Annotated in this window: 27 protein-coding genes; 15 read left to right on the top strand and 12 right to left on the bottom strand. The window is 60.0% G+C overall.

Features of this window, described 5'->3' with window-relative positions; translation table 11 throughout:
* Positions 1–247: 247 nt before the first annotated feature.
* The 3 genes from ACVWWJ_RS12280 to ACVWWJ_RS12290 all read left to right on the top strand — a co-directional run bounded on the left by ACVWWJ_RS12280 (position 248) and on the right by ACVWWJ_RS12290 (position 1,562).
* On the top strand, positions 248–625 hold the full coding sequence (locus ACVWWJ_RS12280) for a hypothetical protein (protein ID WP_456968076.1): 378 nt from the start codon (positions 248–250) through the stop codon (positions 623–625).
* 89 nt (positions 626–714) lie between these two features.
* Positions 715–1,080, top strand: a complete 366-nt coding sequence (locus ACVWWJ_RS12285; RefSeq protein ID WP_456968077.1) for a hypothetical protein — start codon at positions 715–717, stop codon at positions 1,078–1,080.
* Between the two features lie 236 nt (positions 1,081–1,316).
* Positions 1,317–1,562: an HNH endonuclease gene (locus ACVWWJ_RS12290; protein ID WP_456969704.1), complete on the top strand. Its 246-nt coding sequence runs from the start codon at positions 1,317–1,319 to the stop codon at positions 1,560–1,562.
* 48 nt (positions 1,563–1,610) lie between these two features.
* Here ACVWWJ_RS12290 and ACVWWJ_RS12295 read toward each other — a convergent pair whose 3' ends face one another.
* The 3 genes from ACVWWJ_RS12295 to ACVWWJ_RS12305 form a co-directional block, all read right to left on the bottom strand.
* Entirely contained in the window at positions 1,611–1,787 is a 177-nt protein-coding gene (locus ACVWWJ_RS12295; protein WP_456968078.1) for a hypothetical protein, read from the bottom strand.
* A gap of 453 nt (positions 1,788–2,240) precedes the next feature.
* Complete coding sequence (locus tag ACVWWJ_RS12300) at positions 2,241–2,675, bottom strand: hypothetical protein (protein WP_456968079.1); 435 nt, start codon at positions 2,673–2,675, stop codon at positions 2,241–2,243.
* Positions 2,676–2,684: 9 nt separating this feature from the next.
* Entirely contained in the window at positions 2,685–3,155 is a 471-nt protein-coding gene (locus tag ACVWWJ_RS12305; protein WP_456968080.1) for a hypothetical protein, read from the bottom strand.
* Positions 3,156–3,572: 417 nt separating this feature from the next.
* On the opposite strand from ACVWWJ_RS12305, the gene ACVWWJ_RS12310 reads away from it, so the two are divergent.
* From ACVWWJ_RS12310 to ACVWWJ_RS12330, 5 genes are all read left to right on the top strand, one after another.
* Entirely contained in the window at positions 3,573–3,884 is a 312-nt protein-coding gene (locus tag ACVWWJ_RS12310) for a DUF3761 domain-containing protein (protein WP_456968082.1), read from the top strand.
* A 193-nt stretch (positions 3,885–4,077) separates the two neighbouring features.
* Entirely contained in the window at positions 4,078–4,422 is a 345-nt protein-coding gene (locus ACVWWJ_RS12315; protein WP_456968083.1) for a hypothetical protein, read from the top strand.
* A 279-nt stretch (positions 4,423–4,701) separates the two neighbouring features.
* Positions 4,702–5,115 (top strand): lysozyme inhibitor LprI family protein, encoded by a 414-nt coding sequence (locus tag ACVWWJ_RS12320; protein WP_456968084.1) that lies wholly within the window; start codon positions 4,702–4,704, stop codon positions 5,113–5,115.
* A 42-nt stretch (positions 5,116–5,157) separates the two neighbouring features.
* The gene (locus tag ACVWWJ_RS12325) at positions 5,158–5,775 is read left to right on the top strand and encodes a VgrG-related protein (RefSeq protein ID WP_456968085.1); all 618 of its coding nucleotides are present in this window, start codon (positions 5,158–5,160) and stop codon (positions 5,773–5,775) included.
* A gap of 155 nt (positions 5,776–5,930) precedes the next feature.
* Positions 5,931–6,527, top strand: coding sequence for an XVIPCD domain-containing protein (locus ACVWWJ_RS12330; RefSeq protein ID WP_456969705.1), 597 nt, complete (start codon positions 5,931–5,933; stop codon positions 6,525–6,527).
* A 273-nt stretch (positions 6,528–6,800) separates the two neighbouring features.
* On the opposite strand, the gene ACVWWJ_RS12335 is transcribed toward ACVWWJ_RS12330, so the two are convergent.
* The 3 genes from ACVWWJ_RS12335 to nhaA form a co-directional block, all read right to left on the bottom strand.
* Positions 6,801–7,226 carry a low affinity iron permease family protein gene (locus tag ACVWWJ_RS12335; RefSeq protein ID WP_456968086.1) on the bottom strand — a complete coding sequence of 142 codons (426 nt, stop codon included), beginning with the start codon at positions 7,224–7,226 and terminating at the stop codon, positions 6,801–6,803.
* A 100-nt stretch (positions 7,227–7,326) separates the two neighbouring features.
* Positions 7,327–8,097 carry a transporter gene (locus ACVWWJ_RS12340; RefSeq protein WP_456969706.1) on the bottom strand — a complete coding sequence of 257 codons (771 nt, stop codon included), beginning with the start codon at positions 8,095–8,097 and terminating at the stop codon, positions 7,327–7,329.
* Between the two features lie 189 nt (positions 8,098–8,286).
* The gene (gene nhaA / locus ACVWWJ_RS12345; RefSeq protein ID WP_456968087.1) at positions 8,287–9,486 is read right to left on the bottom strand and encodes a Na+/H+ antiporter NhaA; all 1,200 of its coding nucleotides are present in this window, start codon (positions 9,484–9,486) and stop codon (positions 8,287–8,289) included.
* A 308-nt stretch (positions 9,487–9,794) separates the two neighbouring features.
* Between nhaA and ACVWWJ_RS12350 the strand changes: the two genes are divergently transcribed.
* The 3 genes from ACVWWJ_RS12350 (at position 9,795) to ACVWWJ_RS12360 (ending at position 11,591) form a co-directional block, all read left to right on the top strand.
* A complete protein-coding gene (locus ACVWWJ_RS12350; RefSeq protein ID WP_456969707.1) occupies positions 9,795–10,097 on the top strand; it encodes an NlpC/P60 family protein in 303 nt (100 codons plus the stop codon).
* A 698-nt stretch (positions 10,098–10,795) separates the two neighbouring features.
* Positions 10,796–11,137, top strand: a complete 342-nt coding sequence (locus ACVWWJ_RS12355; protein WP_456968088.1) for a hypothetical protein — start codon at positions 10,796–10,798, stop codon at positions 11,135–11,137.
* Between the two features lie 82 nt (positions 11,138–11,219).
* Positions 11,220–11,591: a hypothetical protein gene (locus ACVWWJ_RS12360; RefSeq protein ID WP_456968089.1), complete on the top strand. Its 372-nt coding sequence runs from the start codon at positions 11,220–11,222 to the stop codon at positions 11,589–11,591.
* Positions 11,592–11,692: 101 nt separating this feature from the next.
* On the opposite strand, the gene ACVWWJ_RS12365 is transcribed toward ACVWWJ_RS12360, so the two are convergent.
* The 3 genes from ACVWWJ_RS12365 to ACVWWJ_RS12375 form a co-directional block, all read right to left on the bottom strand.
* Positions 11,693–12,187 carry a hypothetical protein gene (locus tag ACVWWJ_RS12365; protein WP_456968090.1) on the bottom strand — a complete coding sequence of 165 codons (495 nt, stop codon included), beginning with the start codon at positions 12,185–12,187 and terminating at the stop codon, positions 11,693–11,695.
* Between the two features lie 367 nt (positions 12,188–12,554).
* Positions 12,555–18,113: a DUF3320 domain-containing protein gene (locus tag ACVWWJ_RS12370; RefSeq protein ID WP_456968091.1), complete on the bottom strand. Its 5,559-nt coding sequence runs from the start codon at positions 18,111–18,113 to the stop codon at positions 12,555–12,557.
* A 331-nt stretch (positions 18,114–18,444) separates the two neighbouring features.
* Positions 18,445–18,870 (bottom strand): lysozyme inhibitor LprI family protein, encoded by a 426-nt coding sequence (locus ACVWWJ_RS12375; protein ID WP_456968092.1) that lies wholly within the window; start codon positions 18,868–18,870, stop codon positions 18,445–18,447.
* A gap of 484 nt (positions 18,871–19,354) precedes the next feature.
* Here ACVWWJ_RS12375 and ACVWWJ_RS12380 point away from each other — a divergent pair, with 484 nt between their 5' ends.
* From ACVWWJ_RS12380 to ACVWWJ_RS12390, 3 genes are all read left to right on the top strand, one after another.
* Complete coding sequence (locus ACVWWJ_RS12380; protein WP_456968093.1) at positions 19,355–19,861, top strand: hypothetical protein; 507 nt, start codon at positions 19,355–19,357, stop codon at positions 19,859–19,861.
* Between the two features lie 14 nt (positions 19,862–19,875).
* A complete protein-coding gene (locus ACVWWJ_RS12385) occupies positions 19,876–21,672 on the top strand; it encodes an XVIPCD domain-containing protein (RefSeq protein ID WP_456968095.1) in 1,797 nt (598 codons plus the stop codon).
* A gap of 633 nt (positions 21,673–22,305) precedes the next feature.
* Positions 22,306–22,974, top strand: coding sequence for a hypothetical protein (locus ACVWWJ_RS12390; RefSeq protein ID WP_456968096.1), 669 nt, complete (start codon positions 22,306–22,308; stop codon positions 22,972–22,974).
* Positions 22,975–23,011: 37 nt separating this feature from the next.
* On the opposite strand, the gene ACVWWJ_RS12395 is transcribed toward ACVWWJ_RS12390, so the two are convergent.
* Positions 23,012–23,905 carry an AbiTii domain-containing protein gene (locus tag ACVWWJ_RS12395; RefSeq protein WP_456968097.1) on the bottom strand — a complete coding sequence of 298 codons (894 nt, stop codon included), beginning with the start codon at positions 23,903–23,905 and terminating at the stop codon, positions 23,012–23,014.
* A gap of 344 nt (positions 23,906–24,249) precedes the next feature.
* On the opposite strand from ACVWWJ_RS12395, the gene ACVWWJ_RS12400 reads away from it, so the two are divergent.
* A complete protein-coding gene (locus ACVWWJ_RS12400; RefSeq protein ID WP_456968098.1) occupies positions 24,250–24,633 on the top strand; it encodes a hypothetical protein in 384 nt (127 codons plus the stop codon).
* A gap of 61 nt (positions 24,634–24,694) precedes the next feature.
* Here ACVWWJ_RS12400 and ACVWWJ_RS12405 read toward each other — a convergent pair whose 3' ends face one another.
* Both ACVWWJ_RS12405 and ACVWWJ_RS12410 read right to left on the bottom strand, forming a co-directional pair.
* Positions 24,695–25,195, bottom strand: a complete 501-nt coding sequence (locus tag ACVWWJ_RS12405) for a hypothetical protein (protein WP_456968099.1) — start codon at positions 25,193–25,195, stop codon at positions 24,695–24,697.
* A complete protein-coding gene (locus ACVWWJ_RS12410; RefSeq protein WP_456968100.1) occupies positions 25,192–26,190 on the bottom strand; it encodes a hypothetical protein in 999 nt (332 codons plus the stop codon). The genes ACVWWJ_RS12405 and ACVWWJ_RS12410 overlap by 4 nt, the downstream gene beginning before the upstream one ends.
* Positions 26,191–26,760 lie beyond the last annotated feature (570 nt).

Below are 26,760 nucleotides of genomic sequence, written 5' to 3' on the forward strand. Positions count from 1 at the left end.
GCCCGCGCTTCTCACCGCATTGAGCGATGGTTGGCTGCGCAGCATTTGCACGCGACGACGCAGTCAACGTGGACGACCGTATCAAAACAACTTCTTGTTGTCTGTAGGTGATGCTCATCGTTGCGTTGCGATGCCGACATGACGTTCCTGTCGAGGCATAGAACTTTTCGGAAAAATCGTTCGTTAGCGATTCAAAGGCCGACATGTCCGTCAGAATCGCCCGCTCGACATTTGAGCCAAACGATTCATGGATGGAAATCTCTCTGCCGTCGTACATACGGCAAAGCAACTTGCCTTGCTCGCGGAAGCGCTTGAGCGGAGAAGCGAAAGTGCCGTGTCGACGCAACGATCGGCCGCCTTTGCTCTCACTCGATCAGCAGCTTATATGGACGGTCTTCTGAAAAGCCTTGGGGATGAGCGTGCCATTGGCGACTCCCTGAGCCAGCTTGCGATGTCACCAGCTGGCCGCGCCTTCCGTACCGAAGGGAGCATGCAGTACGAAGAGCTCCTTCATCAGCAGGCATTGGAAGAATCGATGCAGGCTCAGCAACAGCAACAGCAACAGCAACAGCAACAGCAACAGCAACAGGTTGGCCCTGTTCTGACCCTGGGGCGTTCAGAATGAACGCGACTTCCTCCGCTCGCCTCGTTCTTTCTTGGGCAAGCTTTCTGGTGATCGGTGGCTGTACGGCGCCGCGATTACCACGTGTCAGGATGATCGATGTCGCTCCTGTCAATACATTCAAGCCTTGGGGAAACGCGACGCTGGAGACATATCCGAGCGAGCGGGCTGCCATGGATGCCGCCGCCGTTCGGTACCTAGCGGCGAATTACGAGATTCTGGATAGGCGCATCTACTATGCAAGCGCATTTTCGCGGGTTCTGCAGAGCGACCTGTATGACGTCATGGTCAAGAAGCTCGGGGGTAAGGTCGTAGATCACGATATCCCTGAAGGACTTGGAAATATCAGAATCTGGAAACGTGGAAAGGAGTACTTCGCGATGGCGTCGTCCTGGATTATCTATCCTGGGTCGAATGCTATCTATGGCTACTATGAGCTTCGCCGAAAGGGGCGATGAACCTTATCCGTGTGGCGGATCTTGCAATCGACTCGACCATAGGCTAAAAATCACGCGCCGGGCGCTGAAAGCGCCGGTGCTGTGCTCGCAAACATAGGCTGCGAGTGCCCGAGGTACCTCATAGAGGGCACGGGAATCATTCATCGATTCTTGGAGCCCCGAAGATGAGCTTAAAATCCCTCCGTAAATCCGCGTTCCACGCCCAGCATGGTCATTGCTATTACTGTGCCGGCGCCATGTGGTTTTCGTCCCCCTCTGAGCTTGGGCTTCGAACAAAGTCGTCGCGCCCGTATCAGTGCACCGGGGAACACTTGCAAGCGCGGCAGGACGGAGGCCGTGACATAAAAGACAACATTGTGGCTGCGTGCTGGTACTGCAACATGCACCGACACCGGGTCAAGAAGCCGCGCACACCGGACGACTATCGGGCGTACGTCCGGAGGCGTGTCTCAATGGGACGATGGTGCCCTCGGGTGCGGTAAATGTACGCGAGGCAGGTCGCCTGTCGAGAAACCGATCATGGCCTGGCGTCACAAGATCGCTGGCGGGACAGAAGACTTTTCAACGTCCTTCGGCACGAGGTCGCCGGCAGCCATCACACTCAATATGGCGTCAGCCAAGGCCACGCCGCGCAGGTCGAATTCAGCTTTACGACCGCGCACCGATTCGACACCCAATGACGCTCCCGCCCAAATTGACGACTTCATGCGACGCCGGTCCGACGCGCTATGCGGTGCAAGAACACGCGCCCCGCCGCGACATACGACGTCGAAAGAAAGCCAAACGCCGTCTACTCGATAGCGAGCCCGTTTGCGTGCGATAGCACATGGGGCACTCGAATCGCCGTCAGCCAGACCAAAAGATCTTTTCAGCGAGCCTTTCGTGGTCCAGGCAGCGAGCCGCACGTCGTTACCGCTACGTGGATCCAACACCATCACTCTAGCGATATGTCTCCACCGAGCCGAAGCCGGAGGATCCGCTTCGGTCCCCGTCAGCTGATCCAGAGTGGCGAACGCATCGTCAAGGGCTTTCCGAGCGGCTCGCTTATCAGCCTCCGCATGCAAGGCCGAGGTAGCCGCAAGCGTGGCAATGAGCCAAATGATTTGCAGCTTCCGTCGGCGCGGAGCGACCATCTTCATATCCCTGAGGGGGTTAACGCGCTATGGCTGATCGACGCAGTGGCCGGCCGCGCAGTGCACTTCCCAATCCGGCGGCCTTCGGTTGTAGATGCCATCGAGAATCAAGGTCTTCGTATCGAAAATGTCTAACACGTATCCCTCGAATTCATACTTCTCGATGGCACGCCTGACAGCCATGTCGAATGCAAGATTTTCCATTGATTCATCGAAGCGAAGACGATACATGGATCCCCACGGAGTCAGCAGAAACGAGACCCTGGCGCACTCGTAAGTGCCATCCTTCGTCGGAAACTCGCCGCTCAAGGTCTCGACCGGCACCGCCTTTCTGACGCTGAGGGCTGAGGCCGCTATCTCAGCCTTGTGCATGGCCGCCCCACAGTCAGACGTTGACGGGCGCGGGGCACCGACCAAGAGCAAAGCAAGCAACATATGGCCCATGTCGGAAATCATCCCCATGTCAGATGTCTACGTTGGCGAAAATGCAAAATCCATGTAGCCCTCCATCATCAAACTCGCACACCAAGTAACATCCGGATACGGAAACACATAGGTATGCTGAGGGTAGTTGGCGATAGCGGGAAGGTGCGTCACTACGTGCCTGACATCTCCGCAAATGGCCAAATCGACGAAGCCGTCGCCCAACGCTACCACCGAGCCTGCGAGGCCGTGCTGAACGACCATTTTTCCGAGGAATGCCGCGAATGCTTTCGCGGAGTCAGAAAAACTTGTCGATGCATAGGGTGCGCTGACCATCTCCGTCACCACATTCGGAACCATGGTCCACTCGAGTCGGTTGCCCGGGAATGGGAACGAACCCTCCAAAGCGCTCAGGTAGTTATCCAGGTCGGCGTCCGCTGTGAGCAGTCCTCTGCGTAACGGCTCAGTGAGGGCCGCCAGCAGATCTTTGTCTTCCGGACTCATCTGTTTAATCACCATGGCTGCATGACCGCTTCCGCGGTGAGGTCACTATCACTACCAGCGACCGCACGTCCCGGCTATGCGCGCTGGGTCATCGATTCAGTCATTCCAAGGGAGGCGCCGGCTCAATCAGTTCGAAATCGGCCAGCCATATATCTTCCTTAACGCCCCACCGAAACCTCAGTGTCCGCCGTGATCGCGACAGGGATGTTATGAGCTACAAGGGCCTTCCTCAACGCTGCCGCGAGGCCGGCGCCGCTGCGTTCGCGCGGATGCTAACACTCCGCCAGTCATGTGGCCAATACGGACTAGGCCGTCGGTGCGCACCCGTACATCGATATGCATTTCCGGCAATCCCGTTAAAGGATCGTCCACTACCGCCGACAGGACTTGGAGGGCGACACCGCGTCGCTTCGGAAAGGCACTTCAACCACCGTGACGCTCGCAATCACCCATAGAATTTTCGCGACAATCGTCGCGTCCTTACTTTTCACGTCACCTGTCATCGCAGGTCAAACGCCCAGTGCCGCCCAGCGTGACACGACGAACCAAGGCGCGACGGCGACTCTCGTCGAGGGTGGGTACTACACCAACCATGGCGGCATATCTATCCATCGGCCGGCGCACACGACAGATAACCAGGCACCGGCCGGGGCTTCGGCGCAATGTCGGGACGGCAGCTTCAGCTTTAGCGCCAGCCGGCGAGGGACTTGCTCGCGGCATGGTGGGGTCGCCGCCTGGCTCTAAAACCTCTGAGCCTCTCTCTGAAGGTGGAAGCATTGCGTATGATGGACCCAGTAACGTCGGGACGATATCAATATCCGGACGGCTACGGCGTGTATCAAAACAGTCACGAGCAAGGTGTCGATCCTGCTACGGGGAGAACGATCCCCAACAGTTCCCCGCTTCGCCTCCCCGCTTCGCCATATCGAGCGATGAGATGAATCAAGCCACCAAGATGTTGAGAGAGCACCTCGTAGGCGAGCAGCTTTCCGCCATCACCTTCGTCATGGACTATTTGCAATTTGACTTTCACGGCAAGAGACTGACGGCTTTCACCAAACCGAAGGCCGACATTTATAACGAAGACATCCCGAATTTCAGGGATCGCCTCTGTGCTTTCATCACGAGAGAAGTCACCTCAGTGGAGGAGGTACCCGGCGATGCGATTCATATAGATTTCGGGAGAAGTGGTCGACTGACGATTCCACTCGACGACGACTCACGCGTTCAGGTGGAAGCTGCCTATCTCAGCGCCCAACAAAAGACATTGTGGACTTGGTGACGGCGCGGGCAGAGATTCACGAGGGAAATGTTGTGCCCGTTATCATGCCAAACAACGCCGCCGGCTCGCGGCCGTCTTAAGGAACCATGGATGCGGACCCTATGATGCGCGCTGCCATTACTGTGACGACCCTAGCGGCTAGTTTAAACGTCTATGGAAAATGCGACGACGTCAGCGAGTATTCGTGAATGCCACCACAGGGTTGCGCTCCATTTCACGTCTTGCGTATGCTCCAGTCGCATCGCCAGGCTCAGCCCGAAGCCGTACCCAGGAATCCCAATGAGTGCTGTACCAACGCGCGTGTCCTTAGCCCTGGCCTTTTGCGTCGCCGTGAATCCTGCATGGGCTCTCCCCGCGGACGCCGATAAGGCGCCGCCCTTGCGACCCAGTTACGACAAGTGCCTGGAAGCATCGCAAGGCGTGACTCTCGCTCTGAACAACTGCATCGGGTCGGAATACGACTTCCAGGACACGCGGTTGAATACCGCCTACAAGGCACTCCGCCAATCGATCGCGGAAACTCAACGCGTTGCGTTGCGCGATCAGGAACGCGCCTGGATTGCGGATCGTGACAAGGCCTGCGCACCTCCCACCGACGGGGGCACAGCGGACATGTTGGGCGCCAACGAGTGTCGACTCAACCGTACGGCCGAACGAGCCGCTGAGCTGGAAGCGCAGCTCCAGCACCCCTGAGGCCCTCGCGCCTACGACCTGACCCATACAAGGAGTTGAACGATGACGGACGATCTCGAGCGCGCACGGCAGGCTGCGAGCGAATGGCACCTCGGGCAGACCTCAGCCCGTTACGAATCCGGCGGCGATGTCGGCACCATTTCCACCGGCAAGGATGACAAGGGTGGCGTATCGTACGGCGCCTATCAACTATCCTCAGTCTCCGGAACGTTGCGGGAATACCTTGACCAATCGCCTTATGGCGCTCAGTTCCAGGGTCTCACGCCTGCCACGCCGGCTTTCAACACGCAGTGGCAGACTCTGGCCCGGACTGACCCCGGATTCGGCCAGGACCAGCACCAGTTCATTGGGCAATCGCACTACTCCCAGCAAGTCGCCGCGCTTCAAGCTCGTGGTCTCGACCTCTCGCACCGCGGCATGGCCGTCCAGGACGCGCTATGGAGCACCTCAGTGCAGTGCCGTGGGCTGACGCCGGGCATCTTCGACAAGGGTCTGCAGGAGAAATTCGGGCAGCACTACGACCTGGCCACGTTGAGCGATAGAGATATCGTCGGTGCCGTACAGGACTATAAGACGGCACACGTCGACACGCTCTTCGCAGGATCGCCCAAGCTGCACCATTCTCTGCAGGCCAGGTTCGGGCACGAAAAGGAGCCTTAGAGACGCTTGCTGCTGCCGATGCAACTCTGACGACAAACGGAGTGACCGTGCCTCACTCGGCGTTACCCTTGCCAGCAGCGACGTCGCACGCGCAAGCGGGCCGTCACCACGGCGAAGGCGGAACTTCTGTCCGGCTGCATGACCGTGGTGCGTCGGTGGAGGCGTTGCAGCAACAGTTAGGTGCCTTGAATTACGGGAGTGCGAACGGTCAGCCAATTCGCGCAGACGGACATTTCGGTCCAGCGACGCAAGCCGCGGTCGAAGCCTTCCAGCGCGATCGCCACTTGTCGGCAGACGGCGTGGCCGGACCACGCACGCTCGAGGCACTGCATCGGGCCCAATCGGCTCCTGCTACCACTCTTGACGATCCCACGCATGCGGGCCATGCCATGTATGGGCAAGCGCTGCGACTCGTCCAGAGCATCGATGCACAACAGGGACGAGCCTCCGACCACATGAGCGCCAACCTTGCTGGATCGCTGAGCGCTCAGTCTCGAGCAGAGGGCATGACCCGACTGGACCACATTGCCCTGAGTGATGACGCCACTCGCGCCTATGTCATCCAGGGGGATTTGAATTCCCCCTTCAAGCAATACGCCTCGGTCGATGTCGCCCAAGCCGTCGTTCAGCCACTAGAACAGAGCAGCCAGGCGTGGACGCAGGCCGACCAGCAACAGCAGCAGCAACAGATCGCTGCGCCGACGATCGACGTGGAGCAGCAGGTTCCCACAGCGCCTACGATGAGCCGTTGAGGCCATCGAACAACGCAACGGCTAGCTGTACTGTGCGCGCGGAACAACGCCCGCACTAGGAGAAAGTCTAGAACCTGGGTAATTCCGGTGCCACGCGAAGACTACGAGCCAATCTTTAGGTAGTTCTAGTGGCATAACGGCATCCCAGCCGTCTAGCGGAGCTGCTCCCACCGAATATTGCCAGAGCGCGCATGGGCGCCCTCAGGGACGGTGAAATCGCACGCACGATGCCGCTGATCAGGATCAATGCGGCGCGTGACCTCTCAAGCCCCGCTAGGCGGCCCCGTCGTCAGCATCCTCAGAACCCTTTCGCCGTTCGTCCCGCCCAGCGCGCCGGGCGTCCGTTGCTTTGGCCAGATAGACCTTGCGGATCTTGTCCAACTCTTTCTCGTCGAGCTGCTCTAGGTCCAGAAGGGCTTCATTCGTGCCATGGAGCGCGTTGATCAACTCGTCCAGCTTGATCTGGAGTGCTTCCGTATCGCGGTTCTGACTGTTCTGAATCAGAAACACCATCAAGAAGGTAATGATCGTCGTGCCGGTGTTGATGACGAGCTGCCAGGTATCGCCGAAGCCGAAGATCGGGCCACTGATGGCCCAGATGACTACGACACCGATGGCAATGACAAAGGTATTCGGCTCGCCTGCCGCTTTGGAAACCGCCATCGCCATGCGCGTGAACCAGCTTTGTGACTTCGCCATGCCATCCTCCTCTGGAGGTGTGACGGCCATTCGCCGCCAGAGGCAATGTTGGGCCCTGTCCGCTGTGAGATCGTGAAGGGTGCGTCAATCAAAGAGGCGTTCACCACCGGTAGGCCAAGCCTGAGTAGATCTGATGATCCGGGGTCACCGCGTTGAGCCCTACGTTAGCGCCAATGTCTACCTGAAACGTCGGCGTGACCGCGAACGTCAGGGCGACATCCGCCGATTGTTGCTTGACTGTGCCAGCGGGATCGCGATTGTTCTGCTGCCAAAGCTCCACAGCCAGGCCCAGGCGTGAGGTGAGCGGATGGGAAACATTGATCAGGTTCGTCACAGACACGTGGTTTCCGCGACCGTCGGCATCCGCCAACAGGTCCACCTCAGGGCCCACGGTCAAAGAAAATCCGGCGGGCAGAGCGACGCCGATCGGCACAGCCACCCCGCCTTCCCACCGGTCGTTGCCAAGGCCGCTATGAGCTGTGGGGGCTTTGATGAAGGGAATGACCGCAACGGAGACCTGGTCTGAACCATAGATTCGCGATTTGAAGCGCACGATCACATCGCCGCTACCCGACACGGTATGACGCTGTCCGTTCTCCTGGGTTCGGATGCGAACCGAGGGAGCCCAGTTGACCTCGATGTCGGTCGTCGACCCCAGGCCATATTTCAAATAAAGATTGATTGGATACAACGTGTCCGTGATGGTGCCGTTCTGGCGGTCATGCGACGTGTTAGCCACGTCCGTCTCCAGTTGCCACTCGCCAACAGGCACGGTGCACGTGGCGTTCGCTTTCGTTGGCCGATCCGTGCACACGGGACCAGACGGATCCGTCTGAGCGTGGAGGGCCAACGACGCGAACATCCCGCCCATGAGGGCGGCTATCAGGGAGATCTTCGTCACGGTAGTTCCAGTGAGGCGCCCAGGACGATTCGCCTTGGGCACATGAGCAGGAACTTACGAAGTTAGATCTCGGGCCGTAAAAGCGCCGACCGTAAAACGGCTCGGAGCGTAAAGATTCTGCAAGAATCCGATGCCGCATCCGCGCCGAAAAACTGAGACTTAGGGCGCGTCCACCCCTTTCTTGCCTCGCAACAGGAAACACAGCGCCCCGGCCAAACCGGCGAGAATCGACCCGGCCAAGATTCCCAGCTTGACCTCGTCTTGAAGTTCGGTGTTCCCAGGGAACGCGAGCATGCCGATGAACAGCGACATCGTGAATCCAATGCCGCAGAGCAAGGCCGTCCCGAACAACTGAGCCGTCTGAGAGCCGTGCGGCATCGCTGCCCATCCCGCGCGAATCGCCAGCCAGGAGGCACCGAACACCCCGACAACTTTTCCGATCGCCAAGCCCAGGCCCACGCCAAGGGTGGTCGGCGCCAGCCACTGCGCCAAGCCGATTCCGCTGAACGAGATCCCCGCATTGGCAAACCCAAAGAGCGGTAGCACCGTCACAGGCACCAGCCGATGGAGCGCATGCTCCAGTTGGAGCAACGGCGAGTGCGAGCAATCGCCATCCGAAGGCAACCGACCTTCACGGTCCCGTAGTGGGATACACAGCGCGGTGGCGACGCCAGCCAGGGTGGCGTGGACCCCCGAGGCGTGGACGAATACCCAGAGAACAGCGCCCAACACCAAGTAGGCGGCAAGCGCACGCACACCCGTCCGATTGAGCACCACCATGGCGGCTATGACGGCGAACGAGGCCAATAGGTAGGCCAGGCTGAGATTGGGCGTGTAAAACACCGCAATGATGACCACCGCGCCCAGGTCGTCAATGATGGCCAAGGCCGCCAGAAAGGCTTTGAGCGATGCGGGCACCCGCGAGCCTAGGAGTGCGGCCACTCCTAAGGCAAAGGCGATATCCGTCGCCGACGGGATGGCCCACCCATCCCGGGTATCGGGATGCGTGCCATTGATCGCCAGATAGATCAACGCCGGCACGACCATGCCACCCAGGGCGCCCACCCCCGGAAGCACACGCAGCCGATTGGTCGCCAGCTCCCCGTCGATGAACTCGCGTTTGATTTCCAGGCCGACCAGCAGGAAGAAGACGGCCATGAGCCCGTCGTTGATCCAATGGAGCGCCGTTAGCGGCCCCAGCTGAGCACGGAGTAAGCCCTCGTAGGCGTCGGCCCACGGCGAGTTGGCGACCACCATCGCCAGCGCGGCGGTGGCCATGAGGACCAGGCCACCGACCGCCGAACCGGACATGAAATCGAGGATGCGCTGAAGGGGGCGCCAAACGAGGGTCTTGAACAAAACGAAATCCTGGGCTGATCCCAGAGACAGCCTATCGCAAGCAGAGCGGTCGTCCACCCCGTCGAGGCGTTCGGCGAGCTATGGATGAGACCTTATGCGCGCCCTAATCGAGGCGCGGCTTAGCGGCAAAGTACCCAGCACCCGGGTGCCCTTGACCGCACGCTCCGCTGGCTGGAAGAACATCAGGCGGTGGGTTGGGATGCGCAGACGCGGTATAGGCAGTCCCGTGCTAGTGGCGCGCCACATCGAGGTTGTGCTGAGCTTGCCGCGCAACTGGATGGATGATTCCGGTGCCACGCGCCCGCCTCATGGCGGCGCACTCAGGTTCTGCCGTCCCTTACCAGTTTGGAGGAACGACCAAACACGGCGCTGACTGCTCAGGCTCTATTTCCTCGATTTTTGATCAGGAGGGCGTGCCTATCGGACGGATGACTAGCGGGCAGTTCGCAAATAGCCCCAACTTTTCCCCGGCCACCGGACCTCACCAGGTCGGAGACGTAGGCGTCTACCCTGGCCACGTCGTACTCTATGGCGGAGATGAGACCGGCGTACCGAAAGATGACGTTTGGAGCGCTTCTCACACCGGCGGCCCCAACTACGGCCCAGCCTAAAGCACCTGGTACGGCAACCCTGTCCGGTATCGATACGATGGCAAATAAATTCTTGGGCCGCATACTCCTTGCAACCCTTCTGCCGATGTCGTCGCATGCGGGAGATGTTTGCAAAGGGGTCGGCCCGACCGAGCCTGTAGCTCATCGCGAGCTGGACCAAGCTGCTGCCACCGCACTGACGCAGTCCGATGCCACCGTCCGGCAAGTCTTCACAGACGGCAGCTGGAGGATTTTGTATGCCACTTCTTCGGCCGCGGATGGCGCGTACGTCTTCTATTCGGGGCCTTCTTTGCGGTCCAAGCCGGTGACAGTCTGGGCTGGCGCTGCACGTTCTGATGAGACAGCTGACATTACCCGATGGGTCAAGGAAAATGCCCCCGGAATCCCAGCACGTCTGGCGAACTGCTTTTCGACTTACGTGACGACGCGGCGCACGATGTAGCCTAAGAGCGGCAGCGTACGGCGGAAGCCAAGCCGCTTTGACCAACGCGCAAGCTTCCTGTCGCTGAAGTGGTCGGAGGGCACAGGAATCGGTGTGAAGAACCGAGATTCTTGCGCCCTCGGGTCCGCGAACGGTTGGCTGGACTCCAACAGGCGCGTATCGTGTCCAACCGGGCACGTGAACGGACACATGCCGGCCCTCATTGGGACCTGCAAGATGGACCGGACAATATCAATGTCCGACCGGACAACAATCAATGACCTCACCAAATAATGCCAGCTCACCCGACGGACGCACCATTGTCATCAGGGAGCGTCCGTACCGCTCGTACCTGGACGAGAAGTATTTTTACACCTGGCTAGAGTCGCTCGACGATGTTGCTGCGGTGCGCGGCACCGCTGACGGGCTTTGCATTGACCTCCGGGACAAGATGCTCTCCCGCAGCGGAGCATATGACCTGCTTGCGCTGTTGGCACGGTATGGCTATCCCCTCATGCCTGTCCGTCCACACATCAGCCCGGAAGACCTTGCCTATTTCCGAAATCCGACGGCGTACTGGTTCGACGAGTTGTTTGGCAGCGACGGCCAAGGCCAGTAGACCCTTACGGACTTGCGCTGGCTCCCCTGGGACGCCACCGCCTTGTAAGGTGGCTCAAGCACGCCGTGATTTGGGGAAAATCATGCTTCACAGACACCGCGTAATTGACCTCACATGCGCAGGGCTGGAGATCGCCCTGCTGCTCTTCCTTACACCGCTTGCAGTGCTGGGCAAGAGCTATATCGCCGCAACGATAATTGCTGTCGTGCTTGGCGGCATCGCATTCGGTCACATCAAGGGTCGCCGGTGGGCGGCCCGTACAACGCTGTATATCGTTTTTGTCGGAAACGCCTTGGCCATTTTCGGACTCTTTCCACCTTTTGATGAAAGCACGCGTCCGGAGCTGCCTTTTGGTCTTCGTGTCGCCATCATGATCGGAGTCACGGCTGGCTGCGTCACACTCCTGACCATGCTTTATCTCAGGCTTCGTCCAGCGCGCTCGGCCCTGCGCTAGTGCCAGCTTACGGGGGTTCGACACTGCGACGCGCACCGACGCGTCGCAGCATCTGTCCCCCTCCTTAACGAAATGTCTGACTATCCCCGAAGCCGCGTCGCTCACAGCACTGGAGGCGCTGGATGTGCCGTCTTCGGTCTTTCCGGCATAGCAGCGTCGGCTGCCCTGACGCTCAGCACCGCGTCGGCGAACGGCGCGCCTTGCAGGTCAAAATCGACTGTCCAGCCCTTGCCCGACTCAATGGCCAGATTCCCACCGTTCCGCACGACGGCGTAGAGACCGTTCTTCCCGGCGACGCTCTGGGGCGAAAGGACCCGCTTTCCCCCGACACACACAACCTTGAACGAAAACCAGGTGCCCCCGACCTTGTACCGGTCGGTTCTGCCGGTGTCCTCACACGCTGCTTGCAAATTGTCGCTCGCCAATCCGTACGCTGGCCTTGTCGAACCTTTCTCCGTCCAGCCGACGAGTTGTATCCGACCTCCACTTCGCGGGGCCAGGACCATCAGTCCGCCAAGCGGTGTCCACCTGGATGACGCAGGATCATCAGCGTGTTCGCCCATCACCTTGTCGAGATTGGCAAACGCATCGCTCATGACTTTTTGGGGAGATGGATTCTGAGCCATTGCTTGCGGCACGGAGGTAGCCAAAGCGGTGACCCAACCAAGTACCCAAATGAGTCTCCGGCGCGTCATTTGCATTGACGCCGCTTTCCGTCACCACGGCGAACCACCACTCGCCCGAACTGGGCAGCCATCTTCAACGCGTGTGCGACGATGTCGGGCGAAACGTTGTCACAGTCGACCAGCACTGCGACCCGTGAATCTGAGTTTTCCATCTCATGCCCTCTAGTCCGCCGATAGTACGCACAAAGAAACTTTGTAGAACAAGCTCATGAGCCATTGTCCTGCATCCTTGACGGCAGCGTCCGCAGATCACGTGCATGGCCCAAGGCGACAGTTCCTACACCTGAATCGCCAGCATGTTCTCGCTCTCAAGGATCGCCCCTCGCTGGATAAGCGAGTCCACAACATCAGAAATTCGTTCGCGAACCTGAGCACTAATAGCTCGCACACCAACAGCCCTCGCCACCCGCTCAATCACCTGCGATCGACTAGCCCCAAAGTTTCGCTCTACGACCAGCACCACGGCTGCCGCGAGCTCAGCCGGAGGAAGCATGTCAGGCTTTCTCAAGGCAATTGATTCAACCTCGGAGCGATCGCGAATAGTCGGCACCGATTCCGGTAGCGACAAGAAATCCCCTTCTTTCACTACATACCGCTGGGCGACAGCCACCTCGATCGCCGCGTTCACCGCCAGCTGTATGCGGCTCCCCGCTCGCCTCACGCCCCATGCGTCGCGAATTCGCGAGATCACCTCGTCCGCGTGCACCGGGCCTTCGATGCTTACCGCGTCGACCACTAACTGAGTGATCACGCCCATGGGCACCTCGTGCAACTCCTCCGTGCGATGCGGGGGCCGGACCAACGAGGCCTCCACGTATGGCGGGAATGCGATTGCGCCCTCTTCCGGCACCGACTCACGCTCAACGTAAGCACCTTCCTGATCCAAGGCTTCGGCCAGGGCGGCCTCTTCAAGACCCTCATCGAATGCCTTACGCGCGGCTTCGATCTGCCGGCATGCCAGCTCGAGCTGCTCTGCAGGCCGCTGGAACCAATCGGTGCTCCATATCCTATGAAGGTTCCACCCGTGGTCCTCGAGCACCTGCTGACGAAGGCGGTCGCGATCCCGAGCCGACTGGGCATCGTGATACGCGGCTCCGTCACACTCGATACCGAGAAGGAAGCGGCCCGGACGCTCCGGGTCTGTAATCGCCAGGTCGATGAAGAAGCCGGCAAGTCCAACCTGCCGCTGCACCGTGTAGCCCCTCGCCTCCAGGGCATTCGCGACCTGCTCCTCGAAGAGGGAATCGAAATCCTTCCCCGTGACCTCAGCCGTGTCGAGCAAACCTGTACGCGCGTAGCGAAGAAAGATCCGGAATGCTTCGATACCCTTCCGGTTCGCCGAGAAACCGGGGTCAATGTCTTCGTCCGTCATCGAGGCGAACACTTCGCAGCGTTGCTTTGCCCGACTGATAAGCACATTGAGGCGCCTTTCGCCGCCCTCGGTGCCCAGGGGACCGAAACGCATCGGCACACGTCCGCCCGGGACGGTCGGGCCATACCCTACTGAGATGAACATGACATCGCGTTCGTCGCCCTGGACGTTCTCCAGGTTCTTGATGAAGAACGGTTCTGACCGATGCCCCGACTTAAAGAACTCCTCAACCTCCAACGGAAGCCCGCGACGGAGTAGTTCGAGCTCGTCGATGATGGCGCGGCGCTGAGAGGCCGAGAACGCGGCTACACCAAGGGAACGCTTGGGTGACGTACGCGCGTGATGCACGATGGCCTCGGCGACCCGCTTGGCTTCCACCGCGTTAACGCGTTTGCCACCCGTGTCGAATACCCCGTCCCGGACGTGATTGAAGACAAGGCCCCTGCCCCCTTCCACCGTGTAAGGACTCGGCACGATGAACAGCTTGCTCTCGTAAAACTGCTTGTTGCTGACAGCAATCAACGACTGGTGGCGGCTACGGTAGTGCCACCGAAGCATGCGCATGGGCAGGCCTCGTGCCGTAAATAACCCGAGGATACTTTCGATATCGGTCACGCGAGTCGCGTCGTCTTCGTCGTCCTCGTCACCGTCGACGCTTGTCATCTTGGCGAAGAAGGATGTTGGCGGCAGCTGACGCGGGTCACCCACCACGACGACCTGCTTTGCCCGGGCAACGGCGCCCAGGGCATCGACCGGCTGGATCTGACTAGCCTCGTCCATGACCAGCAGGTCGAACTCCATCGTGCCGGGCGGCAGGAACTGCGCAACCGACAGCGGACTCATCATGAAAACGGGCTTCAACGCCCGGAGCGCTGGGGCAGCTTTTTCGACCAGCTTGCGAATAGGCATGTGGCCTTTCTTCTTCTGAATCTCGCCTCGCAGAATGCCCAGCGGGCCGACGGATCCGCTATCCCGCATCGGGACGCCCTGGTGGTGCACCTTCACGACCTCTGCCGCGGCAGCCACGATGCGCTGTCGATCGAGATCGGCGAACTCCCTCACCCGACGCCCGTGGGCGATGCCATCGAAGCGACCGAGCGCTGGGTTCGTGCGGACCATCCGGGCATAGGTACCCTCGAAATAGGCCATCTCGAAGGCACCGAGGACCGTCTCCGCCGTCAACCGTCCATCGGCGAGGCGCGCCACAACATCCGCACAACCGCTGGACGAAGCCTTCATCGCACGGTCGCGGTAGTTAACCCAGCGATGGAGCTCTTCGTGCTCGGCCACCCAGCGATTGAGGCGCCATGCCAGAGTGTCGAAGAGCACTTCATTGACCTCGGGCGCGCCCACGCTGGCAGGAAGATCCAGATGAATCTCGCCGGCAATCGCATTGACCGTCGAGTGAACATGCGCCCCGGAGGCATCAAGAAGCTTGGCCTTGGGCAACAGTCCCTCGCGCTCGCCGACGCGACCAGCCAGGGCCCGAATATCGGGATTGGCTTTCGTCCAATCCGCGGCGGCCGAAAGCGTTCCCCAATCCGACGAAAGACCGCCCCATGCTCCGTCGAAGGCGGCCTTCCCGATCGCGTCGCCGCGTTGAACGGACGACATCGCGGCCTGGCCGTCAGCCAGCGTCTGCAACAGGGTGCAAACCTCACCGGCCGTTGCCGGCATGGCGAGGGTAAGCGACTCGACTGCTGCATAGGCTCGGGTATGGCGGACAGCCAGCTGCACGAGTGACTCGAGATCGACCTGCTCCGGGCCTGCGGCGGCACCGAACACCTTCTGTTGTACCGGCGCAAAGTCGTCCCAGACGGACGACAACAACGGTGAATGCTGTGCGACAAGGCCCGCAAGTTGCTTAGAGCGGACCGCAATGTCGTCTTTCTCGGGTCCTTTCGACGCCAAAAGACGAGGTTCGGCACCAAGCCCCCTCAACGACCGCATCCATTCGACCAAAGCAACGAGGGGAGCCGAATGTGACTTCTCGCCGCGCCAATCCTCACCGAAGGCGCTCCGGCCGAAAGCATCTTCGTCGCGTACCGTCTTACGCGCGGCCTGGCCGCGAGTGAGTGCGTCGAGGAGCGCCAGGACGACCGGAAGTTGCGGATTGGGTGTAGTGATCACCGAGCGCATCAGGCGATTCGCCTGTCGCCATTGGCCGCTGAGATGGCGAAGCAAGCTGTTGCCCTTGGCAGCGAGAACGCTACGTGCGGCGGCGACATCAATATCCCAGGCCACGTCCGTGACCTGCCCGCCTACCGCGCTCCGCGCCCCCTCAAGCTCTGACACGGCCGACGCGAGCTCCCCGGCGCGCTCGACACCGCCGTCCCACAACTCAGAAGCGAAGGTCTCGGGGCTAGCGGGAGGAGCGCTCGCAACGCGCTCGCCGATCTTGGCAAGGCGGAGCAATTCAGTGGTCGTCGGGGGCGTCTCCCGGCCCAAGGCATGTGCCAGTCCTTTCCCCGCATGAACGATGGCGTTGGCGGCGTCTGCCACCTCTCGGAGGCGCGCGATGCCTGCGGCGCCAAAGCCCGGCGGCAACTCACTGAAAGCGAGTCGCGCTTCCGAGACATCGGTTGTCCAGGCGGGCTCCCGTACCCGAGACGACAATGCTTGTCGTACTTCCTCATAACGGCGGCCGTCGAATAGCACGGCGTCGATAGCGCCCGTCTCGTGCCACACGTCGTTGCTCATTGCGCTGGCGGTCAGTGCCGGTGCACCGGCGATCCGGCGTGCGAGCGCCGCCAGTGCCGGCAGATCCGTCAGGCGCCGAGGTGCGTCCGCCTCCAGCAGCACGGCAAGCGCATCGACATGGCTACGCGCACTGGCGAGGAGCGTTGCCAGTTTCTCGACTCGCCCGATCAGGCGATCGCGGTCGGCTGGCGTTATCGCTTCGAGCCCCACCCCGACCCAGGCGTGGTCCGCCGGAATGCCCAGGAGCTGGATCCGATCGACGAGATCCGCCAAGAGGTCGCGGCGCCGCGCGAAGCCGTCTTCACCCCATGTCTCGGGACGAACCAGCTCCAGATCGTTCGCTTCCACGCCCGTCTGACGTAGCCGCGTGAGCTGCGCCATCACCTGGAAAGCGGAGAGTCCGGACGCGTCATCCACCTTATGAAGCCGAACGGCGTGGTCGTTGAGATCGTCCCGCGCCTCGGTCAACCGGGCAATCAAGCTACCCGGTGAAGGGGCACGCGGTGCGCCGAGTTCCCACGTCCGCCGGAGCTCATCGAGAACGGCACGCTTGTTCGCCTTGTTGCTGTGCAGCTCGAGACAGGCGTCACCAACACCCTTCTCATCGAGGCGTCGCTTCACGACGTCGAGTGCGGCCATTTTTTCGGCCACAAAAAGGACCGTCTTTCCGTCCTTGATGGCGGACGCAATGATGTTTGCAATGGTCTGGCTTTTGCCCGTTCCGGGCGGCCCCTGGATCACCAGGTCACGTCCCCGACGGACCTCATGGATCGCGAGCGCCTGCGAGCTGTCGCAGTCCATGATGTGGAGCATGTCGACCGGGGGAATGACGGGATCGATATTTGCGTTCTCGTCGAGCATCCCCTCGCCACCTGGAAAGCCCTCCGCCAGCAGCCCACGGATCAACGTCCGGTCTACCAGGCTCCCGCCTTTGGGCCACACAGCCGGATCCAGATCCCGATACATGAGGAACTTGGCAAAGGAGAAAAAGCCGATCGACATCTCGTCCGGCACGACTTCCCAGCCTTCCTTACTTTGGATCGTGTCTCGGACGCCGGAGAAATACGCTTCGATATCGAAGGAATCGTTTGCCTCGAACGCCGGCATTCGAAGGGCGTGGACGCGATCGAGATAGGCCTCAAGCGAGAGGTTTGAAGCGATGTCTTCCTGGCGCGCCTTTACCTTGAAACGCTCACCCGCTGTTCCGCGATCCAGCGAAACAGGAACCAGGATGAGCGGAGCGAAACGGATGTTCGCTGCGTTGTTCGGATCAATCCATTTGAGCGCGCCCAGGGTCAGGAAGAGAACGTTGACTCCCTGCTCTTCCTCCAGCGTACGGGAGTCGAGGTAAAGCTCGAGAAGGCGCTTCTGCAGGCCTTTGCCCGTCAGTCGTGTCTGCAGCTTGGTATCCGCATGGCGACGGAAGATGCCGCGCTCATCGGTCGACTCATCGTCAGGTTGAGCGAGATCGTCAATTTCATCTTTTTCTGCACCCGCGTCGTCCACCAGTGCAGATTCGTCCGCGGCCCGGCCAGCTACGAACGTGAAGGCCTTGCCTTCGCGGGAGAGGAGCCGGAAGACTTCGGCGGATTTCTCATCGACCACGGTGATGGATCGCGCCCGCGCTCCCCGGGGCATATTGAGCAGCCGGTTCCGGGCGGAGAGGTCCAGAAGCTCGGTTCGAGCCTGCTCGAGCTTGTCCGCAAGCGGCAGACTGCTCTGAAAAATGGACGTCTCGCTGACGCCGCCGGCATTGCTATCCATGTAGTACCCCTATCACGCCTAACGTGGCACCCACCCTGGGTACCTGGGCGCTCCTTCCGGGCGGAGGGAGCACCTACGTATCGGCATTATGCGCCGGGACTTTATTTGTGGGGGCGGCGGCGTCACGATTGCCCGGGCGAATCATGCGGACAAGACTAGTGCCGACGCAAGGCGTCAAACAGTCTTGGAGCGCTACGTTGTTGGACGGCGCCCTAGATCTGTCTATCTCGGTCGCACAGAAGCGCGCCTAGCGGCGACGCTTCCCCGCCTTCATCTCAGGCCGAGACTCATTATCACGCTCCATCGTGGTGGTGTTCCGCTCGTTTATCGGTTACTTCGCCGTCAGCCGGGTTTCTAACTGAGTCGCCCGGTCTGCTGTCGCATTGAGTCGACAGCTCTCTGGCTCCAGCTGTGGCTGCAGACTGTCGCACCGTCCGTTGCGATAGGTGATCCATCGACGCTCTTCTACGCGCAGCGCCTTTTTCTCGGCGGAGCTGAGCGTCGTCATGAGTCGTCTATATACGGCATTCAGCCGCTGGTCCTGGTAATGGTATTCGTCGGCGACGCACTCCTTCGTGGCGGGCACAACAGCAGCGGCCTCATTCACGCACGAGCCGTAGGCCGAACGGAACCTCAGAATAGCGCTCCAAACAGCGACCTCAGCGCCTGTCTTTGGCTCGCGATAAGCGGGCCATTCACCCGCGTGTGCCGTAACGGACGCCACCATGAGCACGGTGGCAATTAGCTTTGCCCTCATCGTTTCATTCCTTGAATTCACTGCGAGCTTCGGGCCAGGATATCCGGACATCAAAGGGCGACGCGATCAAGCGAATACGCGGCTTCTCGGGGGCAATGAGCGCCTTGGGCGTCGCGTGATAGGCGTCGCCCGTACTCGTCCCATCGTTAGCCAGATCGGCGGCAGGCAACCGGGCTCCAACGATTGCGCGACGGGGCCCCATTGGCCCCTCGTGCTCACCCCTCGGCACCACCGAAACCGTGCATCGGTCTTAATGCAGGGAAATGTTGTGCTCGTTATCATGCCAAACAACGCCGCTGACTTGCGGCCGTCTTAAGGAACCATGGATGCGGACCCTATGATGCGCGCCGCCATTGCTGTGACGAGCCTCGCGGCCACATTGCTCCTAGCCTGCGCTACGCCGGCCCGCGACACGCCCCCGCGGCCCGCCGCTTCCGGGAGCAGCGCTGCTCCAGCGCGCCCCTCCCCCCATCAGGACCACTCCATGACTGCTGCCGCCCATGACCAGGCGCTGCTACCCGGCGCTCGCGACGCTGCCCAGCGCGTCCTCATGTTCTTGTCCACTGCAAAATCCACCAGCGACTTCACGGTGGCAAACATCGGCCAGCAACTCGGCATTACGCTGGGGCCGGACCCGGACAACGGCGCAGGGTGGTCCATCTACCATAGCCCTGACCTTGGCCAGGGATGGACTTACGGAGCGCAGTTCGCCCAAGCGCAACCACCCCTGAAACCCACCTTCCGGTTCTGGTTCTTTCATGCCGACCCGGCCGTGAGCGCGGCACCGGTGTGTGCTCTTCTTTTGGACCAACTGCGCAACGGCTTGACCACGCACGGATGGGTCGAGCGACCCGTGCCCTCGGAAATCGGCAGCGTGTTGGCGATTGAGTTTGCCAAGCATGAGCTCCTGTTGACCCTGACCCCGCGGGACATCGTGTTCAGTGGCGATGCGAAATGCGTGTTGTCCCTGCAAGCTTCAGGCGGCCACTGACCCAAGGATTGACCATGGCAACGCCCCACCCTGCCCTTGATGCGGCGGTTAACCAGTTTGCCCAACAACCCGGCGTGACACCCGCCGACGTGTCGGCACTGCGAGCGACGCTCGCCTCCGACGCCGACTTGACCCAGCGACTGGACACCGCCGCGACGTCGGGCGCGTTGCATGGTTTCGCGCCAGCTGCACCGGGAGCCGCGGACCGACCTGTCGGGGACTATGACCCCACCAGTGGCGTGGTGACCCTCCCCGCCTCGGCCTTCCCCGCCACCGGCACCGCAGCCGGTGGGGACTTGCACGCGGTGTTGCGCGTCCAATCGATGGTGGTGGAGTTTGGCGGCAAGACCTACACCGGTGGTGCCGGCGCAAGCCAACCGGTGACCCCGGACATGCTCAACAACCTGCAAGGCACCCTCAATGGATCCCCGGCGTTGGCGGAAGAGATTAAGCGCGCGGCCACAACCGCCGACCCTCAGCAGCCGCAACATCGCATTCTCGAATCCTTTGCCTTCACCAAGCCTGGCGACGGGGTGGGCGGCAGCTTCAACGCGCCTGGTCACACCATGAATTTGGTTCCGGAGTCATTGGCGACTGCCCCACCCGGGTCGGGGCAGCGCGGCTATGACCCCTATGACCTTACCTTCGTTGTCGGGCATGAGGTTCAGCACGGCTTCGATGCGCAATCCGCGGCCCATGACCGCGCCACGTTCTTCGCCGATGTGCAGACGATGGCCGCGACACCCGGACCGGTGCACGACTACACCGCGCTCGTCGAAAGGCACATTCAATCGGGACGCGAAGACGAGGCCAAGGCCGAGATTGCCGGCTGGAATGCCTTGAGGAGTCGGGTGCAGCACGACCATGGGAGCGCGAGCCTGGCGAACATGAACGTGGCTGCCCCGGGGCGCGCAGCTGACTTCACAGAATTTCGTAACGGCGCGTTCGTGCCGCACGCCAATGTCCAGCTCAATCCTGATTTGAGCATGAGTCAAACGCCTGGCAATGTGGCTGCGATGGGGCACAATTACTTCGACCGCCCCACCGCGGCGCATCAACAGCCCGGTGATGCCCGTAACGCCATGGCGTTGGCGCATGGCGGAGTCGAGGATTACCCAAACTACTACGCGGGTTGGGCGGTCGCCGTCATCGGGGCGGAAGAGCGCAACGCGACGCACGCCCAAGGTGTCACACCCCAAATCCAAATCAACATGGCGCACGCGGGGCTCTACGAAGACATGATGGAGAACGCCGGGCTCGACCTAGGCAAGAGCAAGCAATCCGTCCCGTATCTCGACAGCAGCAGCCAGCCCGCTACGCCGCACGCGTTTGACCACACGTCGGACGGTCCCCACCCGTTCAAGTATCAGCCCGTTGCGCCTGCGCGCCTGGACGACCCCGGGCATGCCGACCATGCGATGTTCCGGCAGGTGCGTGGCCACGTGGCCACCTTGGACCAAAGCCTGGGCCGAACGCCCGACCAATACACCGACCAGATCTCTTCCGCGCTCGTCGTGCAAGCCCGCGCCGACGGGCTGCATCGGATTGACCAAATTGCGTTGTCGGACGATGGCAGTCGACTGTGGGCGGTGCAGACACCGCCGGGGCGCACCGACCATTTGTTTGACCGTCAGACCAGTGTCCCGACAGCCGAATCCATGACGCCCATGGAGCACAGTGCGGCGAGGTGGCCAGAGGCCATGCAGCAGTTCCAGCAGACGCAACAACAGCAGCCGGCGCAGAGCCAGCTGTTGCCGCAGCAGGACCAGGCGCAAGCGCAAGGCCCCGTGATGACCCACGGCGGTCGTTAGGCCTACAAAGTCGACGTTAGCCAAGACCAACGAAGAACCATCTATGACGAAAGCCACCCGACATACGTCCGCGACAGCGCATTCAAGTTTTTCGTGCCGTTCTCTGGTGCTGCACGGTGTTTCACGCTCAGCCGATCAAGTGCCGTGCGAATGCTCCGTCTGGCGAGGTTAAAGGACAAGCGCTGCTCCTGGCCTTCGATTCTCCGAACGACAGCGCTCCAGACCTTCGACCAGTTGTCGACCAGGTCTCGTTGTGACCCGAATCCATTTTTATTCGGCAAGGTCCAATCGTTGATGCGCCTGGACTGAGTCTCGTCTGGCGGAGAGAGAGTGGGAGCCGGTACGTTTCTCTCTTGCGCCCCTAAAACCAAGGCTTTTCTCGGTGGCGACTGCCGCGGTAAAGTGCCTAAAGGGAGTGCCTAGGGCGAACGTAACAGCACGTTCGTCAGAGTCCAACGTTTTTGTCAGCTGCTTCGCTTAGGTGCGGGGCATGAGAGGCTGGCGGCACAGAGGCCGAGTCGCGACATCGCACCTGCCTATCGTTGTAGGGGGAACCCTACATATCGCGGTGAAAATCCGTCATATCATCAGTCAACATTAAGCCCGATATAACGTCGAAGGGAGCGTTACCGGATGTCGAAGGCCAGAATCAGTGTCAACAAACTTGGCGAGTATCTGACGGCTACGCCGGCACGGCGCCGGCGTATTGTGCAAGACCAAAAAGCACCCAAGGATTTTATCGCGACCCGCTACGGCGACGCTCGCAAGGAAATCGTCAACTATCTTGCTGACGGCATGCAGGATGAGGGCGCGCTCCGCGATGTCGCCTCGCACCTAAAAAAGGCCCCCGGCAGCGGATTCGTCAGACAGGATAAGGCGGCTTCAGCGGAAGCTATTGAAGATTTTCTTAAAACAACAGACCAGTTGGGCTTGCAGGGCTTGGTTGTAGAAGGCACGGATTCGACGATATCCGCTCAACTCGACATTGAAGGGGTTATTGTTTCAGTCCGGCCAGATGCCATTCTCCGAAATTCTTCTTCCGGAGCGGTTGTCGGTGCGGTCAAGCTGCACTTCCCCAAGACCTACCCGCTCACCGATAAGGGTGCCGAATATGTAGCCACGGCACTAAAGCAATATTTACAGCAAGCGCATCAAGGGAGTCCGATTGACCCCAAGCTCTGTTTCGTTGTTGATGTTCCAGCGCTCGCCGTTACTTGTGCCACAAAGGCAAGCAAGAAGAAGATGTCTGACATCGAGGCGGCATGTGAGGAGATAAACGCACGCTGGCAATTGTCTGACTGAAATAAAGGAGAGCAAAGCCTCGTTGTCGACGATCGCCCTACCCCGCGTATCGATGAAGCGCATCAATAACTAAGGGGAGCACCTCGCTTGACACGATGCTACCCGCGGACCTTTCTAAGATGGCGCGGACTGATTTCAAGCCCTCTCCAATCACCGTGACTTTGGGCTTCGGTGACCGAGCCTGCGCTTTGAAGGTTTCGATTTCAGCGCGCAATTCCGCGGCGTCATCTCGCGACAGGCCGTTGAGAGAAACTGTCTCAATGGCCTGAATCAGAGCCAACAAGTCAGAAGAATTTCTCTCGATCGTCTGCTGTTGATTCGCATTCGGCGATGCCTGCTGCAACTGCGAGTTCGACATGCTGCCAATGTTGTTGGTGATGTTAGTCACTCGATGCGCTGCCTCTCGTTCTTGAGCGGTAAAAGTCATGCCCTCGCCAACGACACCCCTCGACTCCAAGTCGAGAGACCAATTCAAAACCTGATTTCTCACAGCCTCCACAATGCCTTGAACGTCTGTCCGCGACCCGATACGCGTCGGTCGAAGCGGGACTTCCATCCGTGACATTAGGAGCGCTTCTTGTTCCGCCCTGAATGGAACTTGTGGAGTGCCATCGCCCGAGGTCATGAGATCTTCGAGTTGGCCAAGCGGCTGTCCCACGCTACATCTCGACAGCCCGAGCGCGATTTTCGCATCAGATATCAAAAGAGGCTGCCACCCGTGAAACCGATTCCAGACCCTTAAAGCAAAATTCAGCTGCCTATAAGGAGGCACCTGCGCAGTGCCGTAACCGTCAAGTTCGTATCTAATCCACTGCGCCAAGTCAGGAATGCGAAGCTTTTTACTAACCACGAGCGCCTTTCTCAGAACATCGCTAACCTTGGTATTGCCGTCCATCGCAGCCTGCTGCAGCTCAATTACCAATCCTGACATCTCACCTCAGAAGACCGCGTTCGAAGCCACCCACGCCCATGACAACCTCGCCATCAACGAGCACAGGAATCTTCTTTGGGCGCGAGATGAACTGGGTCGCGAGTTCGTTCTGGAGGCAAGGGAAGTCCGAGAGTGAACGCACGAGTGGGTGCCAGATAGGGCCTACAAGGCCAACAACCGCATTCAGCTCAGGACGACTCGGTTAGATACGCCCGTGCTAACGGTTCCATTCCAGCGGCACTCGGCGACCATTTGGGGAGCGCCCAAGAACGCGAGGGAATGCGAAGAGTGGCACGGGAGACTCTCGGCTTTTCTGCGTCGACCGCAGAACTAGAGCAGCAGGCATGACCAGCATGCTGGTCATGCCTTCCGTCGTAGTGGCCCACGCCATCAATTCCGCGTGCCAAGGAAGCGCCGTGCTCAAATTGGACTTACTCTCCCCCTTCCCGTTGGCCGCTGTCATTGCCGAAGCGGTCAAGCTGAAACAGACCCTCACCGCCGCTCGCTTTCCGCTAGCGCGGCACCACACGCGCGTCATCGTGGTGCGAGCCCAGGGCGGCGCACTCGTCGACATCTCGGCGGCGGCCCTACAGCTGCTTGCCGCGCTGGAATCGGCCGTGCGGCCATCGGCAGAACAATGGCCCCCTCGCTTGGAGGACTTGCTTCGTGCGGTGGACCACGCAACGGATGTGTTGCCCGAAGGCATGGGCCGATGGCCCGATTCGTAGCATCCGTTCGCATAGCCCACAGGGGAAAGCCAAGAGCACCGCTCAATCGAGCCACGTGCGCCTAATGACGCTTGCTCTCGCCCTCGCCCTTTTGCGCGGGCTTTCGGGCATCTCGAACAGCCTGATCGAGGCGGCGAAGGTATTCTTCCGACAGGTTATGCGGCAGCGAAAACGACAATAAAAAAGCAAAGACGGCAACACCTAAGGTAATGCCGTTTAGCCAGCTTCGATGCTCATCGTTTAACTGAATTTTCAACGAATCCGCAAACGCCAAAAAGCAGGCTGAAAGATAGAGCGAAAACAACATTCGGTGACGCAACAAGCGTCGCCGAATTGTCTTGGCGTTGTAGTGTTTGGCTCGCCAACTACTCCCTCTCAGCCCTCGGTCGTCGGCCGTAAGCGCGATGACTGCGACCAAGAAACCGGCTAAGACTGAGAAGAACGACAAGATGTTAGAGAGTGCGTCGGAGTTCTCATTGAGCCAACTGGCTCCGAAGACACCACTGAGCACGGACACACCAAGGGCGCCCGCGCCAAGTGCGAGGCGGCCCCAGGCGATCATTCGTCGAGCGTCCCCTGCCCGTGGAGCGTCTCACGGTACGAGCGCAGAATCGCCCACACCTCTGTATCCAACAGAGAGTTTTCGCTGTTACGTCGGTTGATTCCAAAGTTTTCGCTCACCGACGCCTCCGATACCGACACGCGGTTCTTTCTGTTGGTAATTAAGACCGGGGAGATATCTTCGTCCTCTGCCGGCGCACCGTCTGAGACTAAGCTCTGGCCTAACGCCTCAACTGCCGCACGCGAACTTTCGGGGCCGCGAAGCCCACCTTTCACGCTAATCAGAAGCTTCACCTGGACATCGGCCAAGTGTTCGTTGAGGTCCTCGCTCTCGTCCTGGTCAATGAGGGCCCGGGCACTGTCAAGAATTCCGTCGAGGGCTTCGCGGAACGGATTCAGCAAAGCGATGCCTTTCGTCGGCTGGTCCAGCGTAGCTGCATAAAGGCTGCTATTCAGCTCGATTGCTTTAATTCCCTCGTCCGCTAGCATTTTCACCTTGTTGTGCCGAGCCACCGGACGTATCTCGAACGCCGCAGCGTCCGGGATGCCGGGCAGGACGTGCCCGAACAAATCGCGAAGGTAGCTCTCCACCGGCCCAAGCCGTAGGTGATCGCCCACGCAGAGGACGTTATTTCCCTCAATAAGCAAGAAGAAATCACCACCTTTGAAGGCCATCGCATCCGGGGGAAGCGCCGAGTCCTCTGCGTTCTGGTTCGGCTGTAGCGCAAGCGGCACAATGGTGGCGTTTTCGCCAGGCGCGAGGGCGACCACTTTCACTTCGATGGAGGTGCCGTTGACCGAGAGCTGATTGATGCGCAGCTGACCGTGGTTGGGCGAATCGCGAGTGGTGGCATTTAGATTGGGGGCACCGTTCACCACGGGCAGCGCCGCAACAGCCTGCTGAAGCAGTGATTGGAGATTGATGCCAGCCGCCGCCGCCCCAGCGAAGTCCGCGCGCAATAGATAGATCCGCTTTTGTGCCTTACGTGTTGCCATCCCTAGTCCCCTGTCGAAGTCGTGACATTCTATTTGTGATGAATGTCACACAGCGGGCTATTTCCTTCATTGGTCTTGAGAAGAAGGCGCATTTTCGGCAAATCTTCTAAAGGATGGATTATGGAACTGCCGAATTACTTGTAATCGGGCGCGGGCTACATCGATATGCAAATACGGCAAATGAGTCCTTCTGCCTGTTCCTTCGGGAAAGAGGGTCCCGCAAGCTAGATGTCGACCGAAATTCCCTGCAGACTCATTCGGTTCTGCACTCTTTAAAGAATATGTGCTTAGCCTCTGCTATTTCGCCTTGCCTGCTAAATGGTAAAAAAGCCGGAGTGTCGCGAACGTACGAGAGGAAGGGTCGACATCGCGCGTCGGCGCAGACGTTGTATATTTTCGGCAAACTCTTGATGAGACCGACGAGACTTACTCGGCAAACACCTGGCATAAACCACGTTGCGAGGAAAAAACGGCGGCGACAACGTTTGAGGTGCGATACCCGTCACACGAATCGGAATGCAACTGGACTGACGTTTCTTGTCAGGCCAGTAGTGTCTGGGCGGAGCGTCA

The organism is Luteibacter sp. HA06 (assembly GCF_054061215.1).

Excerpts from the sequence above, each read along its gene's own strand:
- ACVWWJ_RS12280 (WP_456968076.1), top strand. The coding sequence starts at position 248 with ATGGATGGAAATCTCTCTGCCGTCGTACATACGGCAAAGCAACTTGCC.
- ACVWWJ_RS12285 (WP_456968077.1), top strand. The coding sequence starts at position 715 with ATGATCGATGTCGCTCCTGTCAATACATTCAAGCCTTGGGGAAACGCG.
- ACVWWJ_RS12290 (WP_456969704.1), top strand. The coding sequence starts at position 1,317 with ATGTGGTTTTCGTCCCCCTCTGAGCTTGGGCTTCGAACAAAGTCGTCG.
- ACVWWJ_RS12295 (WP_456968078.1), bottom strand. The coding sequence starts at position 1,787 with ATGAAGTCGTCAATTTGGGCGGGAGCGTCATTGGGTGTCGAATCGGTG.
- ACVWWJ_RS12300 (WP_456968079.1), bottom strand. The coding sequence starts at position 2,675 with ATGGGGATGATTTCCGACATGGGCCATATGTTGCTTGCTTTGCTCTTG.
- ACVWWJ_RS12305 (WP_456968080.1), bottom strand. The coding sequence starts at position 3,155 with ATGGTGATTAAACAGATGAGTCCGGAAGACAAAGATCTGCTGGCGGCC.
- ACVWWJ_RS12315 (WP_456968083.1), top strand. The coding sequence starts at position 4,078 with ATGAATCAAGCCACCAAGATGTTGAGAGAGCACCTCGTAGGCGAGCAG.
- ACVWWJ_RS12320 (WP_456968084.1), top strand. The coding sequence starts at position 4,702 with ATGAGTGCTGTACCAACGCGCGTGTCCTTAGCCCTGGCCTTTTGCGTC.
- ACVWWJ_RS12325 (WP_456968085.1), top strand. The coding sequence starts at position 5,158 with ATGACGGACGATCTCGAGCGCGCACGGCAGGCTGCGAGCGAATGGCAC.
- ACVWWJ_RS12335 (WP_456968086.1), bottom strand. The coding sequence starts at position 7,226 with ATGGCGAAGTCACAAAGCTGGTTCACGCGCATGGCGATGGCGGTTTCC.
- ACVWWJ_RS12340 (WP_456969706.1), bottom strand. The coding sequence starts at position 8,097 with ATGGGCGGGATGTTCGCGTCGTTGGCCCTCCACGCTCAGACGGATCCG.
- ACVWWJ_RS12350 (WP_456969707.1), top strand. The coding sequence starts at position 9,795 with ATGGCGGCGCACTCAGGTTCTGCCGTCCCTTACCAGTTTGGAGGAACG.
- ACVWWJ_RS12355 (WP_456968088.1), top strand. The coding sequence starts at position 10,796 with ATGACCTCACCAAATAATGCCAGCTCACCCGACGGACGCACCATTGTC.
- ACVWWJ_RS12360 (WP_456968089.1), top strand. The coding sequence starts at position 11,220 with ATGCTTCACAGACACCGCGTAATTGACCTCACATGCGCAGGGCTGGAG.
- ACVWWJ_RS12365 (WP_456968090.1), bottom strand. The coding sequence starts at position 12,187 with ATGAGCGATGCGTTTGCCAATCTCGACAAGGTGATGGGCGAACACGCT.
- ACVWWJ_RS12370 (WP_456968091.1), bottom strand. The coding sequence starts at position 18,113 with ATGGATAGCAATGCCGGCGGCGTCAGCGAGACGTCCATTTTTCAGAGC.
- ACVWWJ_RS12375 (WP_456968092.1), bottom strand. The coding sequence starts at position 18,870 with ATGAGGGCAAAGCTAATTGCCACCGTGCTCATGGTGGCGTCCGTTACG.
- ACVWWJ_RS12380 (WP_456968093.1), top strand. The coding sequence starts at position 19,355 with ATGACTGCTGCCGCCCATGACCAGGCGCTGCTACCCGGCGCTCGCGAC.
- ACVWWJ_RS12385 (WP_456968095.1), top strand. The coding sequence starts at position 19,876 with ATGGCAACGCCCCACCCTGCCCTTGATGCGGCGGTTAACCAGTTTGCC.
- ACVWWJ_RS12390 (WP_456968096.1), top strand. The coding sequence starts at position 22,306 with ATGTCGAAGGCCAGAATCAGTGTCAACAAACTTGGCGAGTATCTGACG.
- ACVWWJ_RS12395 (WP_456968097.1), bottom strand. The coding sequence starts at position 23,905 with ATGTCAGGATTGGTAATTGAGCTGCAGCAGGCTGCGATGGACGGCAAT.
- ACVWWJ_RS12400 (WP_456968098.1), top strand. The coding sequence starts at position 24,250 with ATGACCAGCATGCTGGTCATGCCTTCCGTCGTAGTGGCCCACGCCATC.
- ACVWWJ_RS12405 (WP_456968099.1), bottom strand. The coding sequence starts at position 25,195 with ATGATCGCCTGGGGCCGCCTCGCACTTGGCGCGGGCGCCCTTGGTGTG.
- ACVWWJ_RS12410 (WP_456968100.1), bottom strand. The coding sequence starts at position 26,190 with ATGGCAACACGTAAGGCACAAAAGCGGATCTATCTATTGCGCGCGGAC.